The organism is Undibacterium sp. Rencai35W (assembly GCF_049340185.1).
Taxonomy (GTDB): domain Bacteria; phylum Pseudomonadota; class Gammaproteobacteria; order Burkholderiales; family Burkholderiaceae_D; genus Undibacterium.
Window position 1 is genome coordinate 100,057 of sequence record NZ_JBMPPC010000006.1, and the last position, 19,683, is coordinate 119,739.

A 19,683-nucleotide genomic window follows, 5' to 3' on the forward strand; every position below is an offset into this window, starting at 1 on the left:
TTTACTCCCAATAACCCAAGCGTCGCATCCACGCCGCGATATCGCGCTGACTCTCATCGCCAGTTTTATACAGAGTCTGTTTTGCGTCCGGAATATCGTCCGTTAGGCGATGTTGGCCAAGTTTAAATTTTCCTTCCAGCTGATCAATCTTGATGCGAAAGGCGACTATGCCTTTTAACAAACCATCTCTTGCAGCATCCGGCATTTGATCAAAATTTGACTGGAAGTCAGGTTCATGATGGGTGATGAGTTTTGTCAGTACCGATAGTTTTTCGCTCGCTTCGTGCATCACGGTCGCTTTGCCGCTTGCATGAACGCTGATGTAATCCCAGGTTGGTACCCGGTTACCTGGCTGGTATAAACTAGGTGAAACATAGGTATGCGGTCCGTGGAAAATCGCCAGAGTACTGTTGCCTTTTTCCATGGCTTGCCATTGTGGGTTGCTGCGTGCCATATGACCATCGATGACGATGTGTCCTTCATGAGCCTCCGCAAGTACCGGAATGTGACTGGCAAACGGGGTGCCGCCGATGTCACAGATCAGACTGACGAAGTTGTAACGACGCATGACTTCCAATAGCAGCGCGGGATCATCTTGTTTAAAGTGCGGAGGAAGGTACATGCCACTGTCTTTCTTATCGCAAAAGAGAGAGGGTACTGCGTCATGTTGTTACATCACGCAGTACGGAGAAGTGAGTTTATTTTTTTAGTTGTGTCAGCACCTGGCCGAGCATCACGATCATCTGGTCGATTTCTTCGGTGCTGACATTCAATGCCGGCATGAAGCGCAACAGATCTGGGCGCGGTGAATTCAGCAACAAACCAACAGGCTCCATATCGCGGGCGATTTCAACGATTTTTGCACCGATATCGCTGCCGAGTTTAAGTGCGCGCAATAAACCCTCGCCGCGCTCACCTTGCAGGCCGAATTGCTCAGAGAGTTTCAGCAGTTGCTGGCTTAAATAGTCACCCTTTTGATTTACAGACGCTAAGAATCCCGGTGCCAGTAATTCTTTGATTACTGCTACACCAACGGCGGTAATCAGCGGATTGCCGTTGTAGGTACCACCTTGGTCTCCTGGCACGAAGCATGCGACTTCTTCACGGCAGAGCAATGCTGCCAGAGGTACGCCGCCGCCAATGCCTTTGCCTAGCGTCATGATGTCAGGCTCAATACCGGATAACTGATAGCCGAACAACTCGCCGGTGCGTCCCATGCCGGATTGCACTTCGTCGACGATCAGCAGCACATTGTGTTGTTTGGTCAATGCGCGCAGTGCTTGCATGAATTCACGGCTTGCAGGGAGTACACCACCTTCGCCTTGAACCGGTTCCAGCATGACTGCGACCGTTTTATCAGTAATTAATTTTTCGACCGAGGCGATATCGTTCAGATCGGCTTTTGGAAAGCCTGTAACTTGCGGTGCAAAAATCGTGTCCCAGCCAGGTTTACCAGAAGCTGACATCGTCGCCAGAGTACGGCCGTGAAAACCATGATCAAAAGTGATGATTTCGAACGCACCATTCTTGTTTTTCTGCCCCCATTTACGTGCCAGCTTGATAGCGCCTTCGTTCGCTTCTGCGCCGCTATTGGCAAAAAATACCCGGTCAAAACAGGAGTTGTCGGTCAGCAGTGTTGCCAGCTCGATCGCTGGTGCATTGTAAAAAGCAGGCGAAGGATTAACCAGTTTTTTTGACTGCGCAACCAAGGCATCTGTTATGCATTGCGGTGAATGACCGAGGCAATTCACTGCCCAGCCTTGTAAATAGTCGAGATAGCGCTTGCCCTTGTGGTCAGTCAGCCACATACCTTTGCCTTCGGTAAAAACCAGCTCTGGCCTTGGTGTGATGTACATGAGGGCATTGACATTGTACTGACTGAATTCCATTTCAAAACTCCTGATTAGGGTGAAGGATGATGACTAGAGTGAATCGATAAAGCGAGCAGATATAAAAAAAGCCACAGGTGAGGCCTGTGGCTTAGATATGCTGTGCGGTTATTTGACGCGCACGTTCACTAACACATCTGCCCAGGCTCGCAGAGCGAGATACGACGTCGCGCGATATTTGGTGAAGACATGTCGGTAAAATTTTTCATAAAACGGATAGTAGGACGTTTTTTGCGATGCGTCAAAATGTTTTTTCAGTTTTTTTAGCAGCAAGATTTACGCTGCCAGATCCGCCTCTGAGGTGAATGAGTCGGCATAAAACTCGTCTTCCGGTAACTGGCATTGTTTGACAAAGTCCCGTTTGGCAGAATCTACGACAACCGGAGCACCACACGCGTACACCTGATAGCCAGACAAGTCTGCATGATCCGCAATCACGGCTTGATGTACAAAGCCAGTCCTGCCAGCCCATTGATCTTCTGCAATGGCATCGGATACCACCGGTATATAAGTGAGATTAGGCAGAGTTGTTGCCCATTCCTCGCACAAGGCATGCATATACAAGTCTTGCGGACGGCGTCCGCCCCAGTACAAAGCGACTTGACGTGTCGACTTGCTATAGATCAGATGCTCAACGAGCGCTTTAATTGGGGCAAAGCCAGTACCGGATGCCAATAAGATAATTGGTTTTTCAGAATCTTCACGCAAGAAAAAGCTTCCCTGAGGTCCTTCGAAACGCAGGATGTCGCGCTCTTTCAGAGTACCGAATACCTGATCGGTGAACAGGCCGCCTGGCATGTGACGCACGTGCAGGGTAATTTGCTCGTCCATATGTGGCGCGTTCGCCATACTGTAGCTACGACGCTTGCCGTCGCGCAGCATGAACTCGATATATTGTCCTGCGCGGTATTGCAGTCTCTCGTTGGCGGGTAATTGCAAGGCAATCAGCATCACATCGTCAGAAAGTTTTTCTAATTTTGCGACGCGGCTAGGCATTTTCTTCAGGGGGTAATCGCCGCTTGCTGCGATCTCACGGGCTTCAATCGTAATATCTGCATCAGGTCTGGCGCAGCAAAACAAGGCCCCCCCTTGTGCCTGCTCTTCGTCTGATAAGGCTCTTTGCTGGTGATTGCCATGGGTTACACTTCCGGCAATCACTTTGCCTTTGCAGGAGCCACAGGCGCCGTTTTTGCAGCCGTATGGCAAACCTATGCCTGAACGCAAGGCGGCTGCTAAGACGGTTTCGCCTTCATCACAGCTAAACTGGTGGCCACTTGGAGTAACAGTTACTTGAAAAGTCATACAATCCCGAATAAATAATGTCGATGAAAAATACTGTGGAAAAAAATACCAGAATCCGCTTCGCCAAACCTCGCCTGTTAATTCTCGGCTGCGGGGATGTTGGTATGCGCTTGCTACCTTTGCTTAAAGATCAGTTTCGCGTATTTGCTGTCACGAGTCAGCGCAGCCGACATGCTGAGCTACGTGCCGCCGGTGCCATACCGCTTACCGCTGATCTGGATCAGGCGCATACGCTAAGGCGTCTGGCAGGGCTGGCATCCCATATTATTCATCTTGCACCGCCGCGCAGTGAAGGGACATATGATCAGCGAACCCGAAATTTGATCGCCATTTTACCTGACAAGAGCTCGCTTGTTTATGTCAGCACGACGGGCGTCTATGGCGATTGTTCTGGTGTGGTCTTTGATGAGACACGGCCATTGCATCCGCAAAACGCAAGGGCCTTACGTCGGGTCGACGCAGAAAATCAATTACGACAGTGGGCCAGGCGCAGTCAGTCTCGCCTCAGTATTTTGCGTGTCCCCGGTATTTATGCTGCAGACCGCTTGCCTCTGGAACGTTTGAATAAGGGAACTCCGGCACTAATTGACCGTGATGATGTCTATACCAACCATATTCATGCCGAGGATTTAGCTTATCTGATCCGTCTTGCTTTGTTTCGCGGCAGTGCCAACCGCGTTTATCACACGGTCGATGACAGTGACATGAAGATGGCGGCTTACTTTGATTTGGTTGCCGATGTGTTTGAGTTGGCCCGTCCACCGCGTTTAGCTCGCAGTGAACTTGCGCAGCAAGTATCACCGGTGTTGTTGTCGTTCATGTCGGAGTCCCGTCGTTTGCTGAACCAACGTATGAAAGCCGAATTAGGTGCGCGCCTGACTTATCCGAATGTGCAGTGCGGTGTAGCTGCAGCAAAATCTCAGCTATTAGCAGAGGTGACGATCGGCAAATCCAGATAAAAGCGAGAGCCGCGGCCCTCGATACTGGTAAAGCCGATTTTGCCGCCCATTTTTTCTATCATGGATTTCGATAGGCTGAGTCCCAATCCTGTTCCTGCATATTTACGTGCAGCCTTTGCATCTTCCTGACTGAATTTCTGAAAAATATTTTTCTGGAATTCAGCCGAAATGCCGATGCCATGGTCAATCACCTCCACTCTGACCCAGTCATCCAGCCGATTAATCTCTACGGCAACCTGACCGTTTTTCGGTGAAAATTTAATCGCATTGGAGAGCAGGTTGGACAGCACCTGCGTGAAACGTTGCGTGTCGACTGTCACCAGCATATCGGCAACCTGTTCTGCGTCAAACAGAAGTTTGATGGAAAAGTTCTGCGCGTAGCCGAGATTCGCATCGATAGTCGATTTAACCAAGTCACGTAACTGTATGCTCTCCATCTGAAATTGCATGCCGCCGTATTCAAGCTTCTCAAAATCCAGTAAATCATTGATCAGTAAAGTCAGGCGTGACGCATTGTCGTTTGCCATCTGTATCAATTTTTTAACTGGTTCAGGTAATGTGCCGCTGACACCACCCGTCAGTAAGCCAAGGGCACCACGAATCGAGGTCAGTGGCGTGCGCAACTCGTGTGATACGGCAGACACAAATTCACTCTTCAACTTTTCGATACGTTTTCGCTCAGACAGGTCGTGCAAAATCAATACCAATAAATTTTGTGTTCCCAGTTCGACTTTGGCCAGCGCCAGTTCAAGAGGGAAATCGATATTGCCCCGCTTTTTACCAATCACCTCCATGCGAGTGGGAATACCATGATTCACATATTCTTCTGATAAATAACTTTGCAGGTAGGTATTCGCGGTGTGATCAGGGAATAATTCTTTAATATTGCGACCAAACAGCGTGCCCAGCGGATAGGCGAATAGCGCTTCTGCCGACTGATTTGCCGATGCGATAAAACCACGCATATCGGTTGTCACAATACCTTCCGCGGCATTGGAGAGAATCGCACTCAGGCGTTCTTCGCTGTCATGGAGCTGGCTGGTACGTTGTGCCACCAGCGTCTCTACATTAAAGGTATGTGCTGTTGCGACCAGCAAATAAATACCTAGCAGACTGGAGAACATCAAGCCGCCTATCATGGTCGACCAGGTAATCCAGGAGACATGGCTATCCCAGTAACTACGTGAGGGTTGTGCCAGAAACGCATATTGCCGCCCGCCGAAATCAATCGTCGACTGAAACAAAAAAGTCAGGTTTATTTCAGAGATCGTGTCATAAAAAATACCGTTCACTCCGGGATAGGATAGATCATAAAATTTCAGCAAGAAGAGTTTTTTCTCTTCTGGTGTGAGCAAATCGGCGATCAGGTTTTTGATACTAACGATGCTGACGGCAGCACCTTTGAACGCATGATCGCGATCTTCTCTGGTGGTCAGTGCCTTACCTTGCTCATAGACAGGCGCAAATAGCATGACGGAGGAATGAGAATCTTTTTCAGATATAAAAGCAATCGGATCGGTTGCTACTACATTGCCACTGTCACGTGCTTCTTCGATGGCATTGCGCCTGGCGGTACTGGTGCCGATGTCATAGCCAAAAAAAGTTAAGGCATTCGCAAATGGTTCAATAAACGTTACCGGAAAATATTCTTTGTAATCTTTTGCTTTGACGAATTCGTCTGAAGTGTTTTTTTCAGTAATCTGAAAATTGATAAAACCTTCTTGCAGCACTGCATTCTCAAATTTTTGCCTGTCTTCGCGTCCCACTCTCGGAATCCACAATAAGGCGGAGATTGCTTTATGCGTTTGCAGCGTATATTCATTAAAGATATTGAAGTCGGTACGAGTGACGCCTTTAGATGCTGCAAATAAGCGTTCAATATTTTTCACCGCATCTGCATGCACATCCAATTGATTTTGCAGGCTCTGGCTCAAGCGTGCTGCCTCCAGACGGAATTCCAGGTGTTGCTTCTGTTCTTCACGATGACGGATAAAAATAAACGCGATGAAGACCGTCAGCAGGCAGATCGTGAGAGGCAACATGACGCTATAGCGGCGTGAAAGCCAGATCTCACGAGGCTTCGCAAGAGGAATCAGTACGATCGGCGTGATCGTCAGCACGCCCAGAGTATCGCCTATCCACCAAGTGAGCCAATTGCTGAGGATTTGCTCCGACGAGATCACGTCGAGATGGTACAAAGAGACGATGCCAACGCTGGCACTGGTCAGGCATCCGGTTACTCCTCCCCATACAAAGAAGCGGAAAATTTCACGATCAATATTCAGTGCCAGATTGTTCTTCAGCCTGGTGCGCACCAGATGCGTGCTGATATAGGCTTGTAAGCATGCACCGGTTGCGAGTAATGCGGGCAATAGCAGGCTTGTGAGCTGAAATGATTTGGCATTGTCAGATCCGATGACGACATTGACTAGAAATGCACCGAGGAACACACCTGGCAGCAGCCGGTAACCTTGCGTCAAAATGATGCCTAAGGCCAGGCCGGCAGGCGGATATACGGCAATCGCATAACCGGGCGGTATGGCAAGTAGTAATGACAATCTACCCAGCACGGCATAAGCGATAGCTAAAGTCAGTATTTGAACAATCAAATTTGACTTCAGACTATGACGTATGCGCTGAGCTAAAGCGGGCATTAAGATTCCTTAAGGATCATAAGCTGTTGACCTGCCGGTTTGGCGTAGACGGTGCAAGCACATACCAGACAAACTATACGACCAATACGACCAATACGACCAATACATACACGTGATTACACTAACGATGATGTCACTTTGAGTACTTCATCCGCTGTGGTTACTCCCTCGATGATTTTATATGCGCCAGCAATACGCAAAGGCTTCATCTGATCGGAAACACTTTGTGCTCTGAGTGCATGAATATCAGATTCAGGACGAATCAATTTACTGAATGCCTGAGTGACGGTCAATAGCTCATACAGACCTGTACGGCCTTTATAGCCGGTTAAACGACACTCGGGACAGCCGACCGGACGGTAAATCATTGCCGGTTTTGGAATTCCCCATTCTTCGGTCAGGCTTTTCCATACGGCATCCGGCATTTCACCATCGCCGGATTTACAGTGTGGACAAAGGGTCCTGACCAGACGCTGCGCCAGAATGCCTATCATGGTTGCTTCTAGCAGGTAGTAGGGTACACCTAGTTCGAGCAGACGCATAATCGCTGATGGGGCATCATTGGTATGCAGGGTAGACAACACCAGATGACCGGTCAAGGCAGCCTGAATCGCCATCTCTGCCGTCTCCAGGTCACGAATTTCACCTACCATGATGATGTCTGGATCCTGCCGCATCAGTGCGCGTACACCGTCAGCGAAATTCAAATCAATCGACGACTGTACCTGCATCTGATTGAATGCGGGTTCTACCATTTCAATCGGATCCTCGACGGTACAGACGTTGACATCAGAGGTGGCCAGAGCTTTCAGTGTCGTATACAGCGTCGTTGTTTTACCTGATCCGGTTGGCCCCGTGACTAGAATGATGCCATGCGGCTTGCTGGTCAACTGATCCCAGCGCATCGCGTCTAACGGCGGAAAACCAAGTTCCGGCAATGTCTTGACAACGACTTCCGGGTCGAAAATACGCATGACCACTTTTTCGCCGAATGCGGTTGGCAAAGTCGATAAACGTAATTCGACCTCCTGGCCATCGGCTGTGCGTGTTTTGATGCGACCATCTTGCGGGCGACGTTTTTCAATCACGTCCATACGACCAAGTAACTTGATCCGCGCAGTCATTGCAATCATGACGGTTGCCGGTACCTGATAAACCTGATGCAGCACACCATCAATCCGGAAGCGAATTACCGCCAGTTCACGTTTTGGTTCCAGGTGAATATCTGATGCCCGCTGATCAAAGGCAAATTGCCATAGCCAGTCAACGATGTTGATAATATGCTGATCGTTCGCATCGACCTGTTTATTCGCCTTGCCTAATTCAACTAATTGCTCGAAGTTATTGCGTAAGGCAGCATCGTTGTTACTCGATTTTTTCGCGTCTTTAATCGATTTTGCCAGAGAAAAAAATTGGGCGATGTATTGAGAAATATCAAGTGGATTTGCTAGTACCAGGCGGATTTCCTTGCGGGTGATCTTGGCGATCTCTGCTTGCCATTCGGTATTGAACGGATCCGTTGTGGCGATTGTCACGCTATCCTGTGTCGATTCGACAGGCAGAATGTTAAAACGTGTCGCGTAGGTCGATGACATCACATCTGAGACGCGGGTGAAATCGATCTTTAATGGATCAATCCGGTAAAACGGGAGCTTGACCTTATGTGCAGCCCACTCGGTTAGCCAGTCCAGCGTCAATTGCTGATGCGGTTTTTTTGCCGAATGCAATTTCGCCTGAGCCAAGGCCGTCAGCGTATGCATGGCCGCCGGGCCGTTGCGTAAGATGGCCTGCGCATTGTTGAATTCTGCTTTCGCATTTTCCTTGAGGATGACGCCATCTGCCATCAGCCAGGTAAAAATTTGCTGCATGTTCAACGTGTGATGTGCTGATTTAGTCATGGCGTTCAATTCGAAAAATAGTTCATGCAGGATCAGTCGCTGCCAGGAGCGCTTTGACCCAGGATTTGGCTGGTAACTTGGTTAGTGCCTTAATGTCATCAGCGCGTTGAGTTAACATAGAAAAATCAGGTTTGATCGCCTTCTTGAAAGCGATCGCGACGACATTCCCGTCATGCACTTGCGGCAGGCACAGCACCTGATCGAATGCGTAGCGCAATGCCTTCAGGTTCTTTGCGTAACTCGGGTGATCACCAAATAAATTAACGGTCAATATGCCGTCTGGCACCAGACATGCCGCACACGCCTCATAGAATTCTGCACTGTCCAGCACGGGGCCGCGCGCAGTTGCATCATATAAATCGACTTGTAAGACATCGAATTGCTCCAGATTTGCCGGGTCATTAACGAATTCCAGCGCATCCATTTCGATTACCTGAAGGCGATCATCATTGGCAGGGAGCTTAAACATGCTCTCGCAGATCGCGATCACAGCAGGATTCAGGTCCACGGCAGTGACTTTGGCCTGCTCAAACTGGCGATAACAAAACTTGGTCAGTGCACCGGTTCCCAGTCCTAGTTGCACGATATGGCGCGGTTCGCTGATAAACAGCATCCACGTCATCATTTGTTGCGCGTATTCGAGTTCTATCCAGTCGGGTTTGCGCAGGCGCATTGCTCCTTGTACCCATTCGGTACCAAAGTGCAGATAACGAACGCCATCAAGTTCGGACAGGGTGATAGGGGCAAACTTAGGTTTGCGGGCAGCCTTTGGGGACGTGGTCGCTGCGGCTCTGGGGCCTGAGCGATAGTTGGCTTCGGCTTCTATGGATTTTCTTTTGATCAGCATTTGTCCATTTTACCCAGTACAGGCAGAGAAATAGTGAATTCTTCGCAGGTCTTTACAAAAATTCGTACCTTAAGCAAACCATCATCCCCCGATTTTGTAAAAAAGCTGCGAATGTCACCATCGCGTTTCTCTGAAAACCGTGACAATTCAGCACGAGATGCTGCAAAGCCGCATCGGAATAAACCAGCAAATTGGAACCTTTTGTTACGAATATAATCGTATGCTTAGCATTTCTGGCTACCCGCCTATTTCTTGACTCTTCCCCAAAAAGGACAACGCTGTGAAAAGACATCTACTAAGTGCACTGACCTTAAGTTTGCTCGCCGGTTTCGCCTCTGCTGCTGACGCACCTAAAGCGACACAAACCGGCCCACTCTCCGGCATTGATGTGGAATATATCGAGCCTTCAGTACGTGCCCAGGATGATTTTTTCACGCATCTGAACGGTAAGTGGCTCAAAACCACCGAGATTCCTGCGGATAAATCCAGCTGGGGCGCGTTTGCGAAATTACGTGATGACACACTGCCACAACTGAAAAGCCTAATTGAGACAGCGCAGTTAGAAAAGAAAAAAGCGGGTTCCGACGAGCAAAAGATCGGTGATTTTTACAGCAGCTACATGGACGAAAAAAAGCTTGAAATCTTGGGTTATAAACCGCTGACTGGTGAATTGCAGGCGATACGTGCGATCAAAGATAAAAAAGCGATTCCAGCCCTGATCGCTCACATGAACCAGATCGGTGTTGGCGCACCTTATGCGATCTATGTCGGACAAGACGCCAGAGAATCAAGCAAGTATGCCGCTTATCTGACTCAAGGCGGTCTGGGTTTGCCAGACCGTGATTATTATCTGAAAAAAGATGATGCAAAACTTGCCGACGTCCGCGCGAAATACGAGAAACACATAGAAAAAATTCTTAGCCTGGTCGGTGAGAAAGATGCTGCAGCGCGTGCCAAAGCTATCCTAGCCTTAGAGACCGCCATTGCAGAAGTCCAGTGGACCAAGGTAGAGAACCGCGATCCGGTCAAGCGTTATAACAAACTGGCAATTGCGCAGCTCGACGGTATCGCACCAGGCTACGATTGGAAAACTGCCTTGTCCTCAGCTGGCATCGCGAATAAAGTCGATTACATCATCGTCAGTCAGCCAAGCTATGTGACGGGTTTTAATCAGGTACTTAATAACACCGATCTGGCTACTTGGAAATCGTATTTTGAGTGGCACCTCCTGCGCAGCTATTCCGAGTATTTGTCTAAAGATTTTGTCGATGCAGATTTCGCGTTTTATGGCGCAACAATCACGGGTGTAACCGAAATGCGCCCTCGCTGGAAGCGTGGCGTTGCCTCGGTCGAAAGTGCTTTAGGTGAAGCCGTGGGGAGAAAATATGTAGAACAATATTTCCCGGCAGAGCGCAAAGCGCGCATGGAACAATTGGTCAAAAATTTGCTCGTCGCCTATAAGCAAAGTATCGACACCCTGGACTGGATGAGTCCGGAAACCAAAAAAGAAGCGCAAGCCAAACTCGCTAAATTCACACCAAAAATCGGCTACCCCAACAAGTGGCGTGATTACTCCGCACTGACTGTGGTCGCCGGTGATCTGGTTGGTAACGCTATGCGCTCCAGTACCTTCAGCTACAACCGCCGTATCAATAAACTAGGTAAGCCGATTGACAGAGAAGAGTGGGGTATGACACCGCAAACAGTGAATGCGTATTACAGCTCTACCATGAATGAAATCGTCTTCCCTGCCTCGATTTTGCAGCCGCCATTCTTTGATATGCGTGCCGACGATGCCGTGAATTACGGTGCAATCGGCGCGGTCATTGGTCATGAGATCAGCCATGGTTTTGACGACAAAGGTAGTCAGTCTGACGGTGATGGCAACCTGCGTGACTGGTGGACCAAAGAAGATCGTAAAAACTTCTCCGCAAAGACCGACATGCTGGTCGCCCAATACAATAGCTATAGTCCATTGCCCGGTTATAACGTGAATGGCGAACTGACACTGGGTGAGAATATCGCCGACAATTCTGGTGTTGCCATCGCCTTTAAAGCGTATAAATTGTCATTGAATGGCAAGGACGCACCGGTGATCGACGGATTGACTGGCGATCAGCGGTTTTACATGGGATTTGCACAGGTATGGCGCAGCAAAATGCGTGACGCACAACAGATCGTCCAGGTGAAAACCGACCCGCATTCACCAGGCCAGTTCCGTGCGAATGGCACGATGGTCAATCAGCCCGGATTCTATGACGCATTCGGCGTGAAAGAAGGCGACAAAATGTATCTGGCACCTGAGAAACGCGTGATCATCTGGTAAAACGCGGATAATTAGTCCGCAGTCCGCAACATGGCGATGACTATTCGCATCCGAATACCGGGCCGAGAGCCCGGTATTTTTTTGTTCGTTTGATTGGATGCTGAAAATCAAGTCAATTTAAATTAATTTAGCTCAAACTGAATCAACTCAAATGAATAACTTAAATGAATCTCAGTCATGGTCAATTTGGTTGAAGCTGCTTCCATTCGATTAGCTTTTCCTCAAAATTCCGCATTGCATTGGCCGGTGATGATGACGGCAAAATCACCGTAGCAAAACCCAGTGCCGCAAACTGGGGTGCGAACTTACCTGACGCCTTACCATTAAAAGCCATACGTTGTAGCGCTGGATAGTGTTCGCGCAGCCATGCAAATTCGTTTGCCTGGGCATTGCGGATATTGGTATCCAGACTGCCTTTACGATGACAGGTATCGATCACATCCCATAGACCAAAACCATGCGCCAGCAAGCGTGGCAGCCGGTCTTCATATGTCAGCGATGCCATATCCTCCCTTGTCACTGCCGATATCAGTCGCCAGAACTGATTGTGCCGGTACGCATAATATTGCCGTGCCTCCAGCGATGCGACACCAGGAAAACTGCCGAGTATCAGCGTATGTGTCTGCGCATTGATGACCGGCGGGAAGCCGGATAAATTGCTTGAATCGTTTGAAAGATCCATTTTCATAAAAATCTGGCCATACGCGGCTTCTTGATTAAGGGGCGTGCAAAGAAGTGTTTTAGTCGATCCAAAAAAACTCCATCAGCGGTTTAGGACAAATTAAAGTTGACGCACTAAAAATTTTTAACATTTTTTAACAAAATTTCTTTAATACTAATTATGATCCAGTCTCGCCAAAAATAAATTCCTCACGATCTCGTTTGAATCAGCATAAAAGCCGATGGTGACTGACAGAGATGAGGCGCAAGACACGATAATTCGACGATTAAATGCAAATGGACCAAATGGATCAAATAGATCAAATAGATCAAATAGATCAAATAGATCAAATAGATCAAATAGATCAAATGACAGACCAGTCCCCCGTTGGCGCAAGCGCGCTGGCAGGCACTACCAACCCTTCTAAGCCCGCTGACTTTTCGCCAGCGATCACCGTAGCAGCGTATGCGGATTCGCTACAAGATCCAGCTGTTAAGACATCGCCGATCACGAATCAGGATATCTGTTTTACTGGCAGTGGCAAAGAATATTTCCGAATCTGGATAGTGAATCTGTGTCTGACGATTGCAACGTTCGGCATCTATTCTGCCTGGGCTAAGGTCAGGCGCTTGCAGTATTTTGACCGTAATACGCAGTTATCTGGCGCCGTGTTCAATTTTCACGGTGATCCGGTGGCGATTCTGCGTGGCCGCCTGATCGCTGTCGTACTGCTGTTTGCGTATCACTATGTATTCCAGTTATCCAAGACGATAGGGATTCTCGTTGCTGCCTGTATGTTGCTTGGAATGCCGATGATGTTACGTAGTGCGCAGCGTTTCCGTTTGCGTAATACCAGTTATCGTGCCTTGCGATTTAATTTTCACGGATCGGTGACGGGAGCGTATTTGACTTATCTGCCGGTCGTTACTGTATTTTTATTACCCGGACTAATTGGTGCTTTGTACCCACACAGGCCACTATGGATTTCTGTTTCCTTGTTGGGTTATCTCACCTGGCCGTGGTTGCATGCCAATATGAAGCGATATCAACATGGGAATTTTTCTTATGGAACCTTGCAATCTGATTGCACATTAAAAAGATCGGCGTTTATCTTCACTTATGTAGTCGCCGTGCTGTTTATGCTCGGCGTCGCTGTCGTTGTTGGTATTGCCTCTGGCGTTGGCGTTGCCATTTATCAGCATATTATTGCGTCCAATGCGGCCCCTTTATTGCGCAGTCAATTTTTTGTGACCGTTCTTGTCGCCATTGCTGCCTTACTTTTCGCTTACTTCGCTTACCTCGTTTGTGGCCCGTTTGTGCAAGCGACGATCTGGAACAAGGTCTGGTCATCTACTTCGCTTACCGGATTGACGATCCACTCTGCAGTACCACGCTGGAAATATCTAAAGTTGCAATCCGTGAATGTCCTCCTGACCTTATTGACACTCGGTTTATACAGGCCGTTTGCCGTCGTACGTGCGTACCAATTCAGGTTGAAACATGTACAGATTGCCGGTCCGGGTTTTAATGCGATTCAGTCTGGGACCGGTGTTGCGAGCAGTAGTGCCGCTGGCGACAGTTCAGCAGATTTCCTTGGTTTTGATCTTTCCTGGTAGGCCAGACAATGATGAACGTTAATTATTTTGATGGCATACACGCGAAACTTCAGCAGGCAACGCTCGCAATCAGGGCGACTGACGTAGTGTTGATTGGCGAGGGCGTCAATAAGACCTTTCTATCAAAAAATATCTTCGTTGAGGAGCCATTTTTTAATGCGCCTTGTGTCATCGCGTTTCCTGATGGCTCGCATTGTGAAGTAAACGATGCTGAGTCTCGCCGCAATTTACTGACGCAACTCGGGTATAAAAAGTCTTTGGTAGAGCGCTGGCAAGATCAGTGGCTGGCATCATTGATCGCCATTCTCGCCATGGCAGGAATACTGTTTGCTGCGCATCATTGGGCGATGCCATGGATCTCTGACAAAGTCGCCGTAGTTGTGCCTGACGAACTGGAAAAGAAATTAGGCGCGCAAATTATGGTTGCCTTGGACGACAGCATTTTGCAGCCGAGCAAGCTTAGTGATAAAACAATTAGTCAGGCAGACCAGTTGTTTCGTCGCTTGGTGCCGAAAGACAGTCGCATGCCAATTCATCTGGAGGTTCGTTTCTCTAAACAGATAGGTGCCAATGCATTTGCGCTGCCTGGCGGAACCGTGGTTGTGACCGACCAGATGATGGATCTGATTGTTGGCGTCAGTGGCAACGATATTTCCGGAGCACTTGCGGGCGAGCTGAGCGGTGTGTTTGCGCACGAGATCGGACATATAGAAAAACGTCACGCCATGAGGGGTCTGATTAACGACTCTTTCATCACCGTAGTGATGGGAACCTTATTCGGTGACTTTAGCGGCGTGGCGACTTTCGCGCCGACGATTTTGATGAGAACAGAATATTCCCGTGCGATGGAGTCGGAGGCGGATGAATATGCGATTCAATTACTGAAGGCCAACGCCATTTCTACGAATCATATCGCCAATCTCTTTGAGTTCCTGAGTGAAGAAAATCAGCGTAAGCGTAAAGTTAATCTGCCCACATGGCTGGAGAAGGTCTCGAGCTATACCTCAACGCACCCGCCAACCAGGGAGCGGATGGCACGTTTTCGTCAAGCTGCGGAGTAGCCTCGGTGCACGAATGACTTGTCTGGTTGCAACGTAAGAGGGCTGAAGCTTATGAGGTCTATGAGGCTACCGCGTCTATCTGCGTCTATTGGTGATAAATCCGAGTTTCCTTTGTTTGTGGATTAGAATAATCAGATAACAGCAGTTCACTAGGATAGCGGAGACAAACCATGAGCAAACACATTAGTAACACCAGTGCAGAACAGCAAGCGTCTGGCCGTGCCGTTGAGCAGTTATTGGAAAAATATGCCGAGAGTCATCGCAATCCGACCAATGAATATATTCATTTCGTCTGCGTACCGGCGATTATGTGGACAGTGCTGGGGCTGATCTGGGCGATCCACCCGGTAGTTGCGGTCGGTGCCGCGCTGCTGGCGCTGATTTATTACGTGTCCTTGTCCATACCGTTTGCGGCCGGTATGAGCCTGATGGCGGCGGTAATGCTGGGGATTCTTTATGCCTTACCTGCTAGCTGGGTTTTGCCTTTATCCGTCGGCGTCTTTGTTGTCGCGTGGATATTTCAGTTTATCGGCCATAAGATCGAGGGCAAGAAACCCTCATTCTTTGACGATCTGCGGTTTCTGTTGATCGGCCCTTTATTTGTGCTTGGTTTTTTGTATCGCAAGCTCAAAATCTCGTATTAATTTGTTACAGTTCTGTGTCATGATCCGCGCGACAATTTGTCTGTAACCGGAACGTTTCATTGGTCGACGTGTCCAATCATCAGTTCAAACACTGTAAGGAGAGTATCGTGAAAAAAAGTCTTATCCTCAACTCCATCGCCGGCATTACTGTTGTCACTGCGGCGGCTATGCTTAGCGCCTGCGCCGTTGCCCCGACCTCCAGCAATGTCTATCGCACCAGCCAAACTCAGAACGAACAATCCGTTCGTATGGGCGTGGTCGAGTCCGTGCGTGAGGTGCTGATTGATAAAGGCCAGAGCGGCGTAGGTACTGCGGCCGGTGCAGCCCTGGGCGGTATCGCCGCAGGTTCCAGCATCGGCAAGGGTAACGGCTCTCTCGCCGCTGGCATCATCGGAGCAGTCGCCGGTGGCATGATCGGTCAAAGTGTTGAAGCCAATATGAACAATCGTAAGGGTTTTGAAATTACGGTGCGTCTCGATAATGGCGAGATGAAGGCCATCACTCAGGATGCCGATGAATTATTCCGTGCAGGAGATCGCGTACGTTTGTTGTCCAACGGCCGGACAACCCGTGTGACGCACTAATTGTTTCTCGCTGCTACAGCGAAAAAACAGCATCAGACCTCGTGATATACGAGGTCTTTTTCTATCTGAATTACATAAAAAAGCTTCATCACACAATCGCTTAAAAGTAATTCATAACACGCTCACAGTACGCTTACAACACGCTCATAAGGGACGCACAACATGGATATTGATCCGTTAGAAACCGTTGAAAACCTCGAAGAATCCAAACCCGCAGATCGAGCAGCAATGCGCCTCAATATGCTAGTGGCGATCACGGTAGCGATACTCGCCACCTTCATGGGAATTTGCAAAGTCAAGGACGACAATATCGTCCAATCGATGCAGCAGGCACAAGCGAATAAGCTCGATCACTGGGCGTTTTATCAGGCTCGTAATATCCGTGAAGAAGTCGCCAAATCAACCATCGTACAATTACGTTTAGCCGCCTTATCAAAGTCTGTAGAGGACAAAGCTGCCTATCAAACCGCCATTGCCGATTATGAAAAAGTCGCTGCCGAACAATCGCGTAAAAAAGAAGAATTAAAAACCCAGGCAGAGCAGGATCAGAAGGATTATGACGCCGCCAACTTTAAAGACGACCAGTTTGATTTGTCCGATGCCTTGATCGCGATTGCGATTTCCTTACTCGCCGTAACAGCGTTGACTCATCAAAAATGGCTGTACTGGCTCGCTCTCGTACCCACCGCCTGCGGCTTCTACATGGGGCTGGCAGGATTGCTGGGCTGGGCAACACATCCCGATAGTCTGATTCGCTTATTGTCGTAATGGATTGGTTTTTAGACGTTTTCAACATCGATCACGCAGGTTTTATGCGGCTCTTGGCCTGATATAGGGCTGGAAGCCGCATCAACATTGCGGATTCATTTTTAGAATTTCCTTTTTCAATTTAATCAGAAAGCAGCCATGTCCTCATCTCACATCCTCAAATGGCTCAGCGCCAGCGCACTCGCCAGCCTAAGTCTGATTGCCGTGGCTGATGATGACGCAGGTGTCACGCCATATCGTCCCTCCGTATCAAGCCCCGCTCAGTTACCGCTGCCAGGACAACTGGAATTAGAAATGGGGCTGCTGAGCAGCAAGCAAGGTAACGCACGACGTGACAGCCTGCCGTATCAACTCAAGCTCGCGTTCAATCCGCAGTGGGGCATCCTGATCGGCGGCGAAGCGGTGGTCTCCGCCAGAGACGATAGCGGCAACCGTGCACGCGGTATCGGCGACACCACGCTGGTGCTGAAGCGCGCATTCCTGATCGACGACAGCAGCGCACTCGGCCTAGAATTCGGCATCAAAACACCGACCGCCAAAGACAGCATCGGCAGCGGTAAAACCGACTACAGCATCAACGGTATCTACAGCCAAGACATCGGCAAAGTCCACATGGACGCTAACTTGAACTTCGTCCATCTCGGTATCGCAGACCCCGGCACCTCCAGCACGCAGACAGGATTATCCGCCTCATTCTCTACACCCATCGCCGACAAATGGGGCGCGACAGCAGAACTCAGCGGCACCCACCGCAGCGGTAGCGACAACACCTCACAAATATTAGCTGCACTGGCCTACAGCCCCAGCAACCGAATGACGATTGATTTTGGCGTCGCCAAAGGACTCAACAAGGCCTCACCGGATTTGTCTTTGTTTACGGGGATTGTGTTGCCGTTGGGGCGGTTGTGGTGAGATTTTGTGACGTTAGAGCGCGGTAATAATTCTGGCAAAGTGCAGAGATGGCTACGCTGAATTTGCTACTTACTACCTTCAAAAATAGTCATGCCAATGTCGTCTTGTTTTACCTGACATCAGTGGTAGTTTTATTGCTAGAGTTTGAGTAGATAAACTTTGTTCACTGCGCTTCTGACAGATTTCAGTCGCATATAGATTTTAAGTTGAAGTAGATTCTAGTGAAAATCTAGAGCTGAAACGGCCAAACTTATCCAGTTTCAAACGACAGGAATTTTCAGCATGGTTAATGCCACAACTCAGTGAAGAGAGTTATTGATTTAAATTTATTGATGTTGAATCAACTGCTAACCAAAAGACGGCATCTCAATCAAACGATGCCGTCTCGTTAACACTAATGCTGATGCCCGTGATCACCATGCACGTGACCATGTGAAATTTCTTCCATTGTCGCTGGGCGCACGCCTAAGACCTGCAAGCCGACGCGTAGGGATTTGCCTGCAAGCGGGTGATTACCGTCTAGCATGACTTGATCGCCTTTGATTTTGAGTACGGTATAAATCTGTTCTTGTCCTGCATCGTTCACGCCTTGCAACGAGGCACCTACTTTGACGCCGGGAGGGAAGTCTGCCTTTGAAATTGTGCGTAGCAGGCTGTCGTCACGCAGGCCAAATGCATCTTCTGGTGGCAGGTCGAGCGTGGCTTTAAAACCTATCTCTTGGCCTTGCAGCGTTTCTTCTATTTTGGGAAGCAGGTTGTCATAGCCGCCGTGTAAATAGGCGATGGGGGTTTTGCCGTTTTCAATGACTTTGCCAGTGCTTTCGGCGACGGTAAAACGCAGAGTGACAGCGGTGTCTTTATCAATTTTCATTTGCATCTTTCAGATTTGGAATAAAAGTGCAAGCATCTTAACCGAAGTGCTGTTAGTGATGTTTGAGAGCGATAGTGGAATTAGTCATTCTGCGTACCGATCAGAGAGGAACTTACCGGAGCTTGCTTCATCGGCGCGTCTGCTGCGTTCATTAACAACTTAGCACGTCAATCGTAGATTATTCAGAGTAGGGCGCATGCACCAGGCGTTGAGATATCCACCAGATATTGCCATGCGTATCCCTGACGCCGCCTTGCCGGTCGCCATAGGGCATATCCTGAACCTCCATTTCTATGGTCGCGCCATGGGTGAGTGCTTTTTGCATACTTTGATCTGCGTCGGCGACGTAGAGATAAAACGAGCTGGGCATGGGCGGGTACTTGGCCGAGGATTCGCTGACCATGACGGTGGAGGTGCCGAGGCGTATTTGGGCATTCGCGATCTTGCCATCGGGACGCAGGGAGCGCAGGGTTTCAGTGCCGCCCAACCCCTGGATTAAAAAATGAACAAATGCCTCTGCATCGGCGACAAAAAAATACGGTGTGACGGTACCGAAATCAGGCGGGATGTACATGGCTTCTCCTTTTTGAGATTGGGCTTTTGTTGAGGGTTAATTGCATGTTACTAATGTCGTTGCGGTCATTAATATTGCTATTGCACGATTACCGTTGCGTGGATCAGCGTCTGGCTG

17 protein-coding genes are annotated in these 19,683 nt (G+C 48.9%); 8 read left to right on the top strand and 9 right to left on the bottom strand.

Going from position 1 to position 19,683, the window contains the following annotated elements; all coding sequences use genetic code 11:
* Nucleotide 1 precedes the first annotated feature (1 nt).
* The 3 genes from ACO0K3_RS14320 to ACO0K3_RS14330 all read right to left on the bottom strand — a co-directional run bounded on the left by ACO0K3_RS14320 (nt 2) and on the right by ACO0K3_RS14330 (nt 3,191).
* A complete protein-coding gene (locus tag ACO0K3_RS14320) occupies nt 2-622 on the bottom strand; it encodes an FMN-binding negative transcriptional regulator (protein WP_422985691.1) in 621 nt (206 codons plus the stop codon).
* 76 nt (nt 623-698) lie between these two features.
* The gene (locus ACO0K3_RS14325; protein WP_422985693.1) at nt 699-1,889 is read right to left on the bottom strand and encodes an acetylornithine transaminase; all 1,191 of its coding nucleotides are present in this window, start codon (nt 1,887-1,889) and stop codon (nt 699-701) included.
* Between the two features lie 276 nt (nt 1,890-2,165).
* Complete coding sequence (locus tag ACO0K3_RS14330; protein ID WP_422985695.1) at nt 2,166-3,191, bottom strand: CDP-6-deoxy-delta-3,4-glucoseen reductase; 1,026 nt, start codon at nt 3,189-3,191, stop codon at nt 2,166-2,168.
* A gap of 23 nt (nt 3,192-3,214) precedes the next feature.
* Here ACO0K3_RS14330 and ACO0K3_RS14335 point away from each other — a divergent pair, with 23 nt between their 5' ends.
* Nucleotides 3,215-4,150 carry an SDR family oxidoreductase gene (locus ACO0K3_RS14335; protein ID WP_422985965.1) on the top strand — a complete coding sequence of 312 codons (936 nt, stop codon included), beginning with the start codon at nt 3,215-3,217 and terminating at the stop codon, nt 4,148-4,150.
* On the opposite strand, the gene ACO0K3_RS14340 is transcribed toward ACO0K3_RS14335, so the two are convergent.
* The 3 genes from ACO0K3_RS14340 to ACO0K3_RS14350 form a co-directional block, all read right to left on the bottom strand.
* A complete protein-coding gene (locus ACO0K3_RS14340) occupies nt 4,111-6,804 on the bottom strand; it encodes a CHASE domain-containing protein (protein WP_422985697.1) in 2,694 nt (897 codons plus the stop codon). The genes ACO0K3_RS14335 and ACO0K3_RS14340 overlap by 40 nt on opposite strands.
* A 116-nt stretch (nt 6,805-6,920) precedes the next feature.
* A complete protein-coding gene (locus tag ACO0K3_RS14345; protein WP_422985699.1) occupies nt 6,921-8,702 on the bottom strand; it encodes a GspE/PulE family protein in 1,782 nt (593 codons plus the stop codon).
* A gap of 22 nt (nt 8,703-8,724) precedes the next feature.
* On the bottom strand, nt 8,725-9,549 hold the full coding sequence (locus ACO0K3_RS14350) for a methyltransferase domain-containing protein (RefSeq protein ID WP_422985701.1): 825 nt from the start codon (nt 9,547-9,549) through the stop codon (nt 8,725-8,727).
* A gap of 280 nt (nt 9,550-9,829) precedes the next feature.
* Between ACO0K3_RS14350 and ACO0K3_RS14355 the strand changes: the two genes are divergently transcribed.
* On the top strand, nt 9,830-11,875 hold the full coding sequence (locus ACO0K3_RS14355) for a M13 family metallopeptidase (RefSeq protein WP_422985703.1): 2,046 nt from the start codon (nt 9,830-9,832) through the stop codon (nt 11,873-11,875).
* A gap of 181 nt (nt 11,876-12,056) precedes the next feature.
* On the opposite strand, the gene ACO0K3_RS14360 is transcribed toward ACO0K3_RS14355, so the two are convergent.
* Nucleotides 12,057-12,563 carry a DNA-deoxyinosine glycosylase gene (locus ACO0K3_RS14360; protein ID WP_422985705.1) on the bottom strand — a complete coding sequence of 169 codons (507 nt, stop codon included), beginning with the start codon at nt 12,561-12,563 and terminating at the stop codon, nt 12,057-12,059.
* A gap of 341 nt (nt 12,564-12,904) precedes the next feature.
* Between ACO0K3_RS14360 and ACO0K3_RS14365 the strand changes: the two genes are divergently transcribed.
* The 6 genes from ACO0K3_RS14365 (at nt 12,905) to ACO0K3_RS14390 (ending at nt 18,121) form a co-directional block, all read left to right on the top strand.
* Nucleotides 12,905-14,152 (top strand): YjgN family protein, encoded by a 1,248-nt coding sequence (locus ACO0K3_RS14365; RefSeq protein ID WP_422985707.1) that lies wholly within the window; start codon nt 12,905-12,907, stop codon nt 14,150-14,152.
* A gap of 8 nt (nt 14,153-14,160) precedes the next feature.
* Nucleotides 14,161-15,213, top strand: a complete 1,053-nt coding sequence (locus ACO0K3_RS14370) for a M48 family metallopeptidase (protein WP_422985709.1) — start codon at nt 14,161-14,163, stop codon at nt 15,211-15,213.
* Between the two features lie 170 nt (nt 15,214-15,383).
* The gene (locus tag ACO0K3_RS14375) at nt 15,384-15,857 is read left to right on the top strand and encodes a DUF962 domain-containing protein (protein ID WP_422985711.1); all 474 of its coding nucleotides are present in this window, start codon (nt 15,384-15,386) and stop codon (nt 15,855-15,857) included.
* A 167-nt stretch (nt 15,858-16,024) separates the two neighbouring features.
* Nucleotides 16,025-16,441 (top strand): glycine zipper 2TM domain-containing protein, encoded by a 417-nt coding sequence (locus tag ACO0K3_RS14380; protein WP_422985967.1) that lies wholly within the window; start codon nt 16,025-16,027, stop codon nt 16,439-16,441.
* A 162-nt stretch (nt 16,442-16,603) separates the two neighbouring features.
* Nucleotides 16,604-17,209, top strand: coding sequence for a DUF4337 domain-containing protein (locus ACO0K3_RS14385; RefSeq protein WP_422985713.1), 606 nt, complete (start codon nt 16,604-16,606; stop codon nt 17,207-17,209).
* A gap of 138 nt (nt 17,210-17,347) precedes the next feature.
* A complete protein-coding gene (locus ACO0K3_RS14390; RefSeq protein WP_422985715.1) occupies nt 17,348-18,121 on the top strand; it encodes a transporter in 774 nt (257 codons plus the stop codon).
* Between the two features lie 394 nt (nt 18,122-18,515).
* Here the strand turns inward: ACO0K3_RS14390 and ACO0K3_RS14395 are convergent, their stop codons facing one another.
* Both ACO0K3_RS14395 and ACO0K3_RS14400 read right to left on the bottom strand, forming a co-directional pair.
* Nucleotides 18,516-18,992, bottom strand: a complete 477-nt coding sequence (locus tag ACO0K3_RS14395) for an FKBP-type peptidyl-prolyl cis-trans isomerase (RefSeq protein ID WP_422985717.1) — start codon at nt 18,990-18,992, stop codon at nt 18,516-18,518.
* A 178-nt stretch (nt 18,993-19,170) separates the two neighbouring features.
* Nucleotides 19,171-19,566: a VOC family protein gene (locus ACO0K3_RS14400; RefSeq protein WP_422985719.1), complete on the bottom strand. Its 396-nt coding sequence runs from the start codon at nt 19,564-19,566 to the stop codon at nt 19,171-19,173.
* Between the last annotated feature and the right edge of the window lie 117 nt (nt 19,567-19,683).

Coding starts and splice junctions, on each gene's coding strand:
- ACO0K3_RS14320 (WP_422985691.1), bottom strand. CDS start 622: ATGTACCTTCCTCCGCACTTTAAACAAGATGATCCCGCGCTGCTATTG.
- ACO0K3_RS14325 (WP_422985693.1), bottom strand. CDS start 1,889: ATGGAATTCAGTCAGTACAATGTCAATGCCCTCATGTACATCACACCA.
- ACO0K3_RS14330 (WP_422985695.1), bottom strand. CDS start 3,191: ATGACTTTTCAAGTAACTGTTACTCCAAGTGGCCACCAGTTTAGCTGT.
- ACO0K3_RS14335 (WP_422985965.1), top strand. CDS start 3,215: ATGAAAAATACTGTGGAAAAAAATACCAGAATCCGCTTCGCCAAACCT.
- ACO0K3_RS14340 (WP_422985697.1), bottom strand. CDS start 6,804: ATGCCCGCTTTAGCTCAGCGCATACGTCATAGTCTGAAGTCAAATTTG.
- ACO0K3_RS14345 (WP_422985699.1), bottom strand. CDS start 8,702: ATGACTAAATCAGCACATCACACGTTGAACATGCAGCAAATTTTTACC.
- ACO0K3_RS14350 (WP_422985701.1), bottom strand. CDS start 9,549: ATGCTGATCAAAAGAAAATCCATAGAAGCCGAAGCCAACTATCGCTCA.
- ACO0K3_RS14360 (WP_422985705.1), bottom strand. CDS start 12,563: ATGAAAATGGATCTTTCAAACGATTCAAGCAATTTATCCGGCTTCCCG.
- ACO0K3_RS14365 (WP_422985707.1), top strand. CDS start 12,905: ATGACAGACCAGTCCCCCGTTGGCGCAAGCGCGCTGGCAGGCACTACC.
- ACO0K3_RS14370 (WP_422985709.1), top strand. CDS start 14,161: ATGATGAACGTTAATTATTTTGATGGCATACACGCGAAACTTCAGCAG.
- ACO0K3_RS14375 (WP_422985711.1), top strand. CDS start 15,384: ATGAGCAAACACATTAGTAACACCAGTGCAGAACAGCAAGCGTCTGGC.
- ACO0K3_RS14380 (WP_422985967.1), top strand. CDS start 16,025: ATGCTTAGCGCCTGCGCCGTTGCCCCGACCTCCAGCAATGTCTATCGC.
- ACO0K3_RS14385 (WP_422985713.1), top strand. CDS start 16,604: ATGGATATTGATCCGTTAGAAACCGTTGAAAACCTCGAAGAATCCAAA.
- ACO0K3_RS14390 (WP_422985715.1), top strand. CDS start 17,348: ATGTCCTCATCTCACATCCTCAAATGGCTCAGCGCCAGCGCACTCGCC.
- ACO0K3_RS14395 (WP_422985717.1), bottom strand. CDS start 18,992: ATGAAAATTGATAAAGACACCGCTGTCACTCTGCGTTTTACCGTCGCC.
- ACO0K3_RS14400 (WP_422985719.1), bottom strand. CDS start 19,566: ATGTACATCCCGCCTGATTTCGGTACCGTCACACCGTATTTTTTTGTC.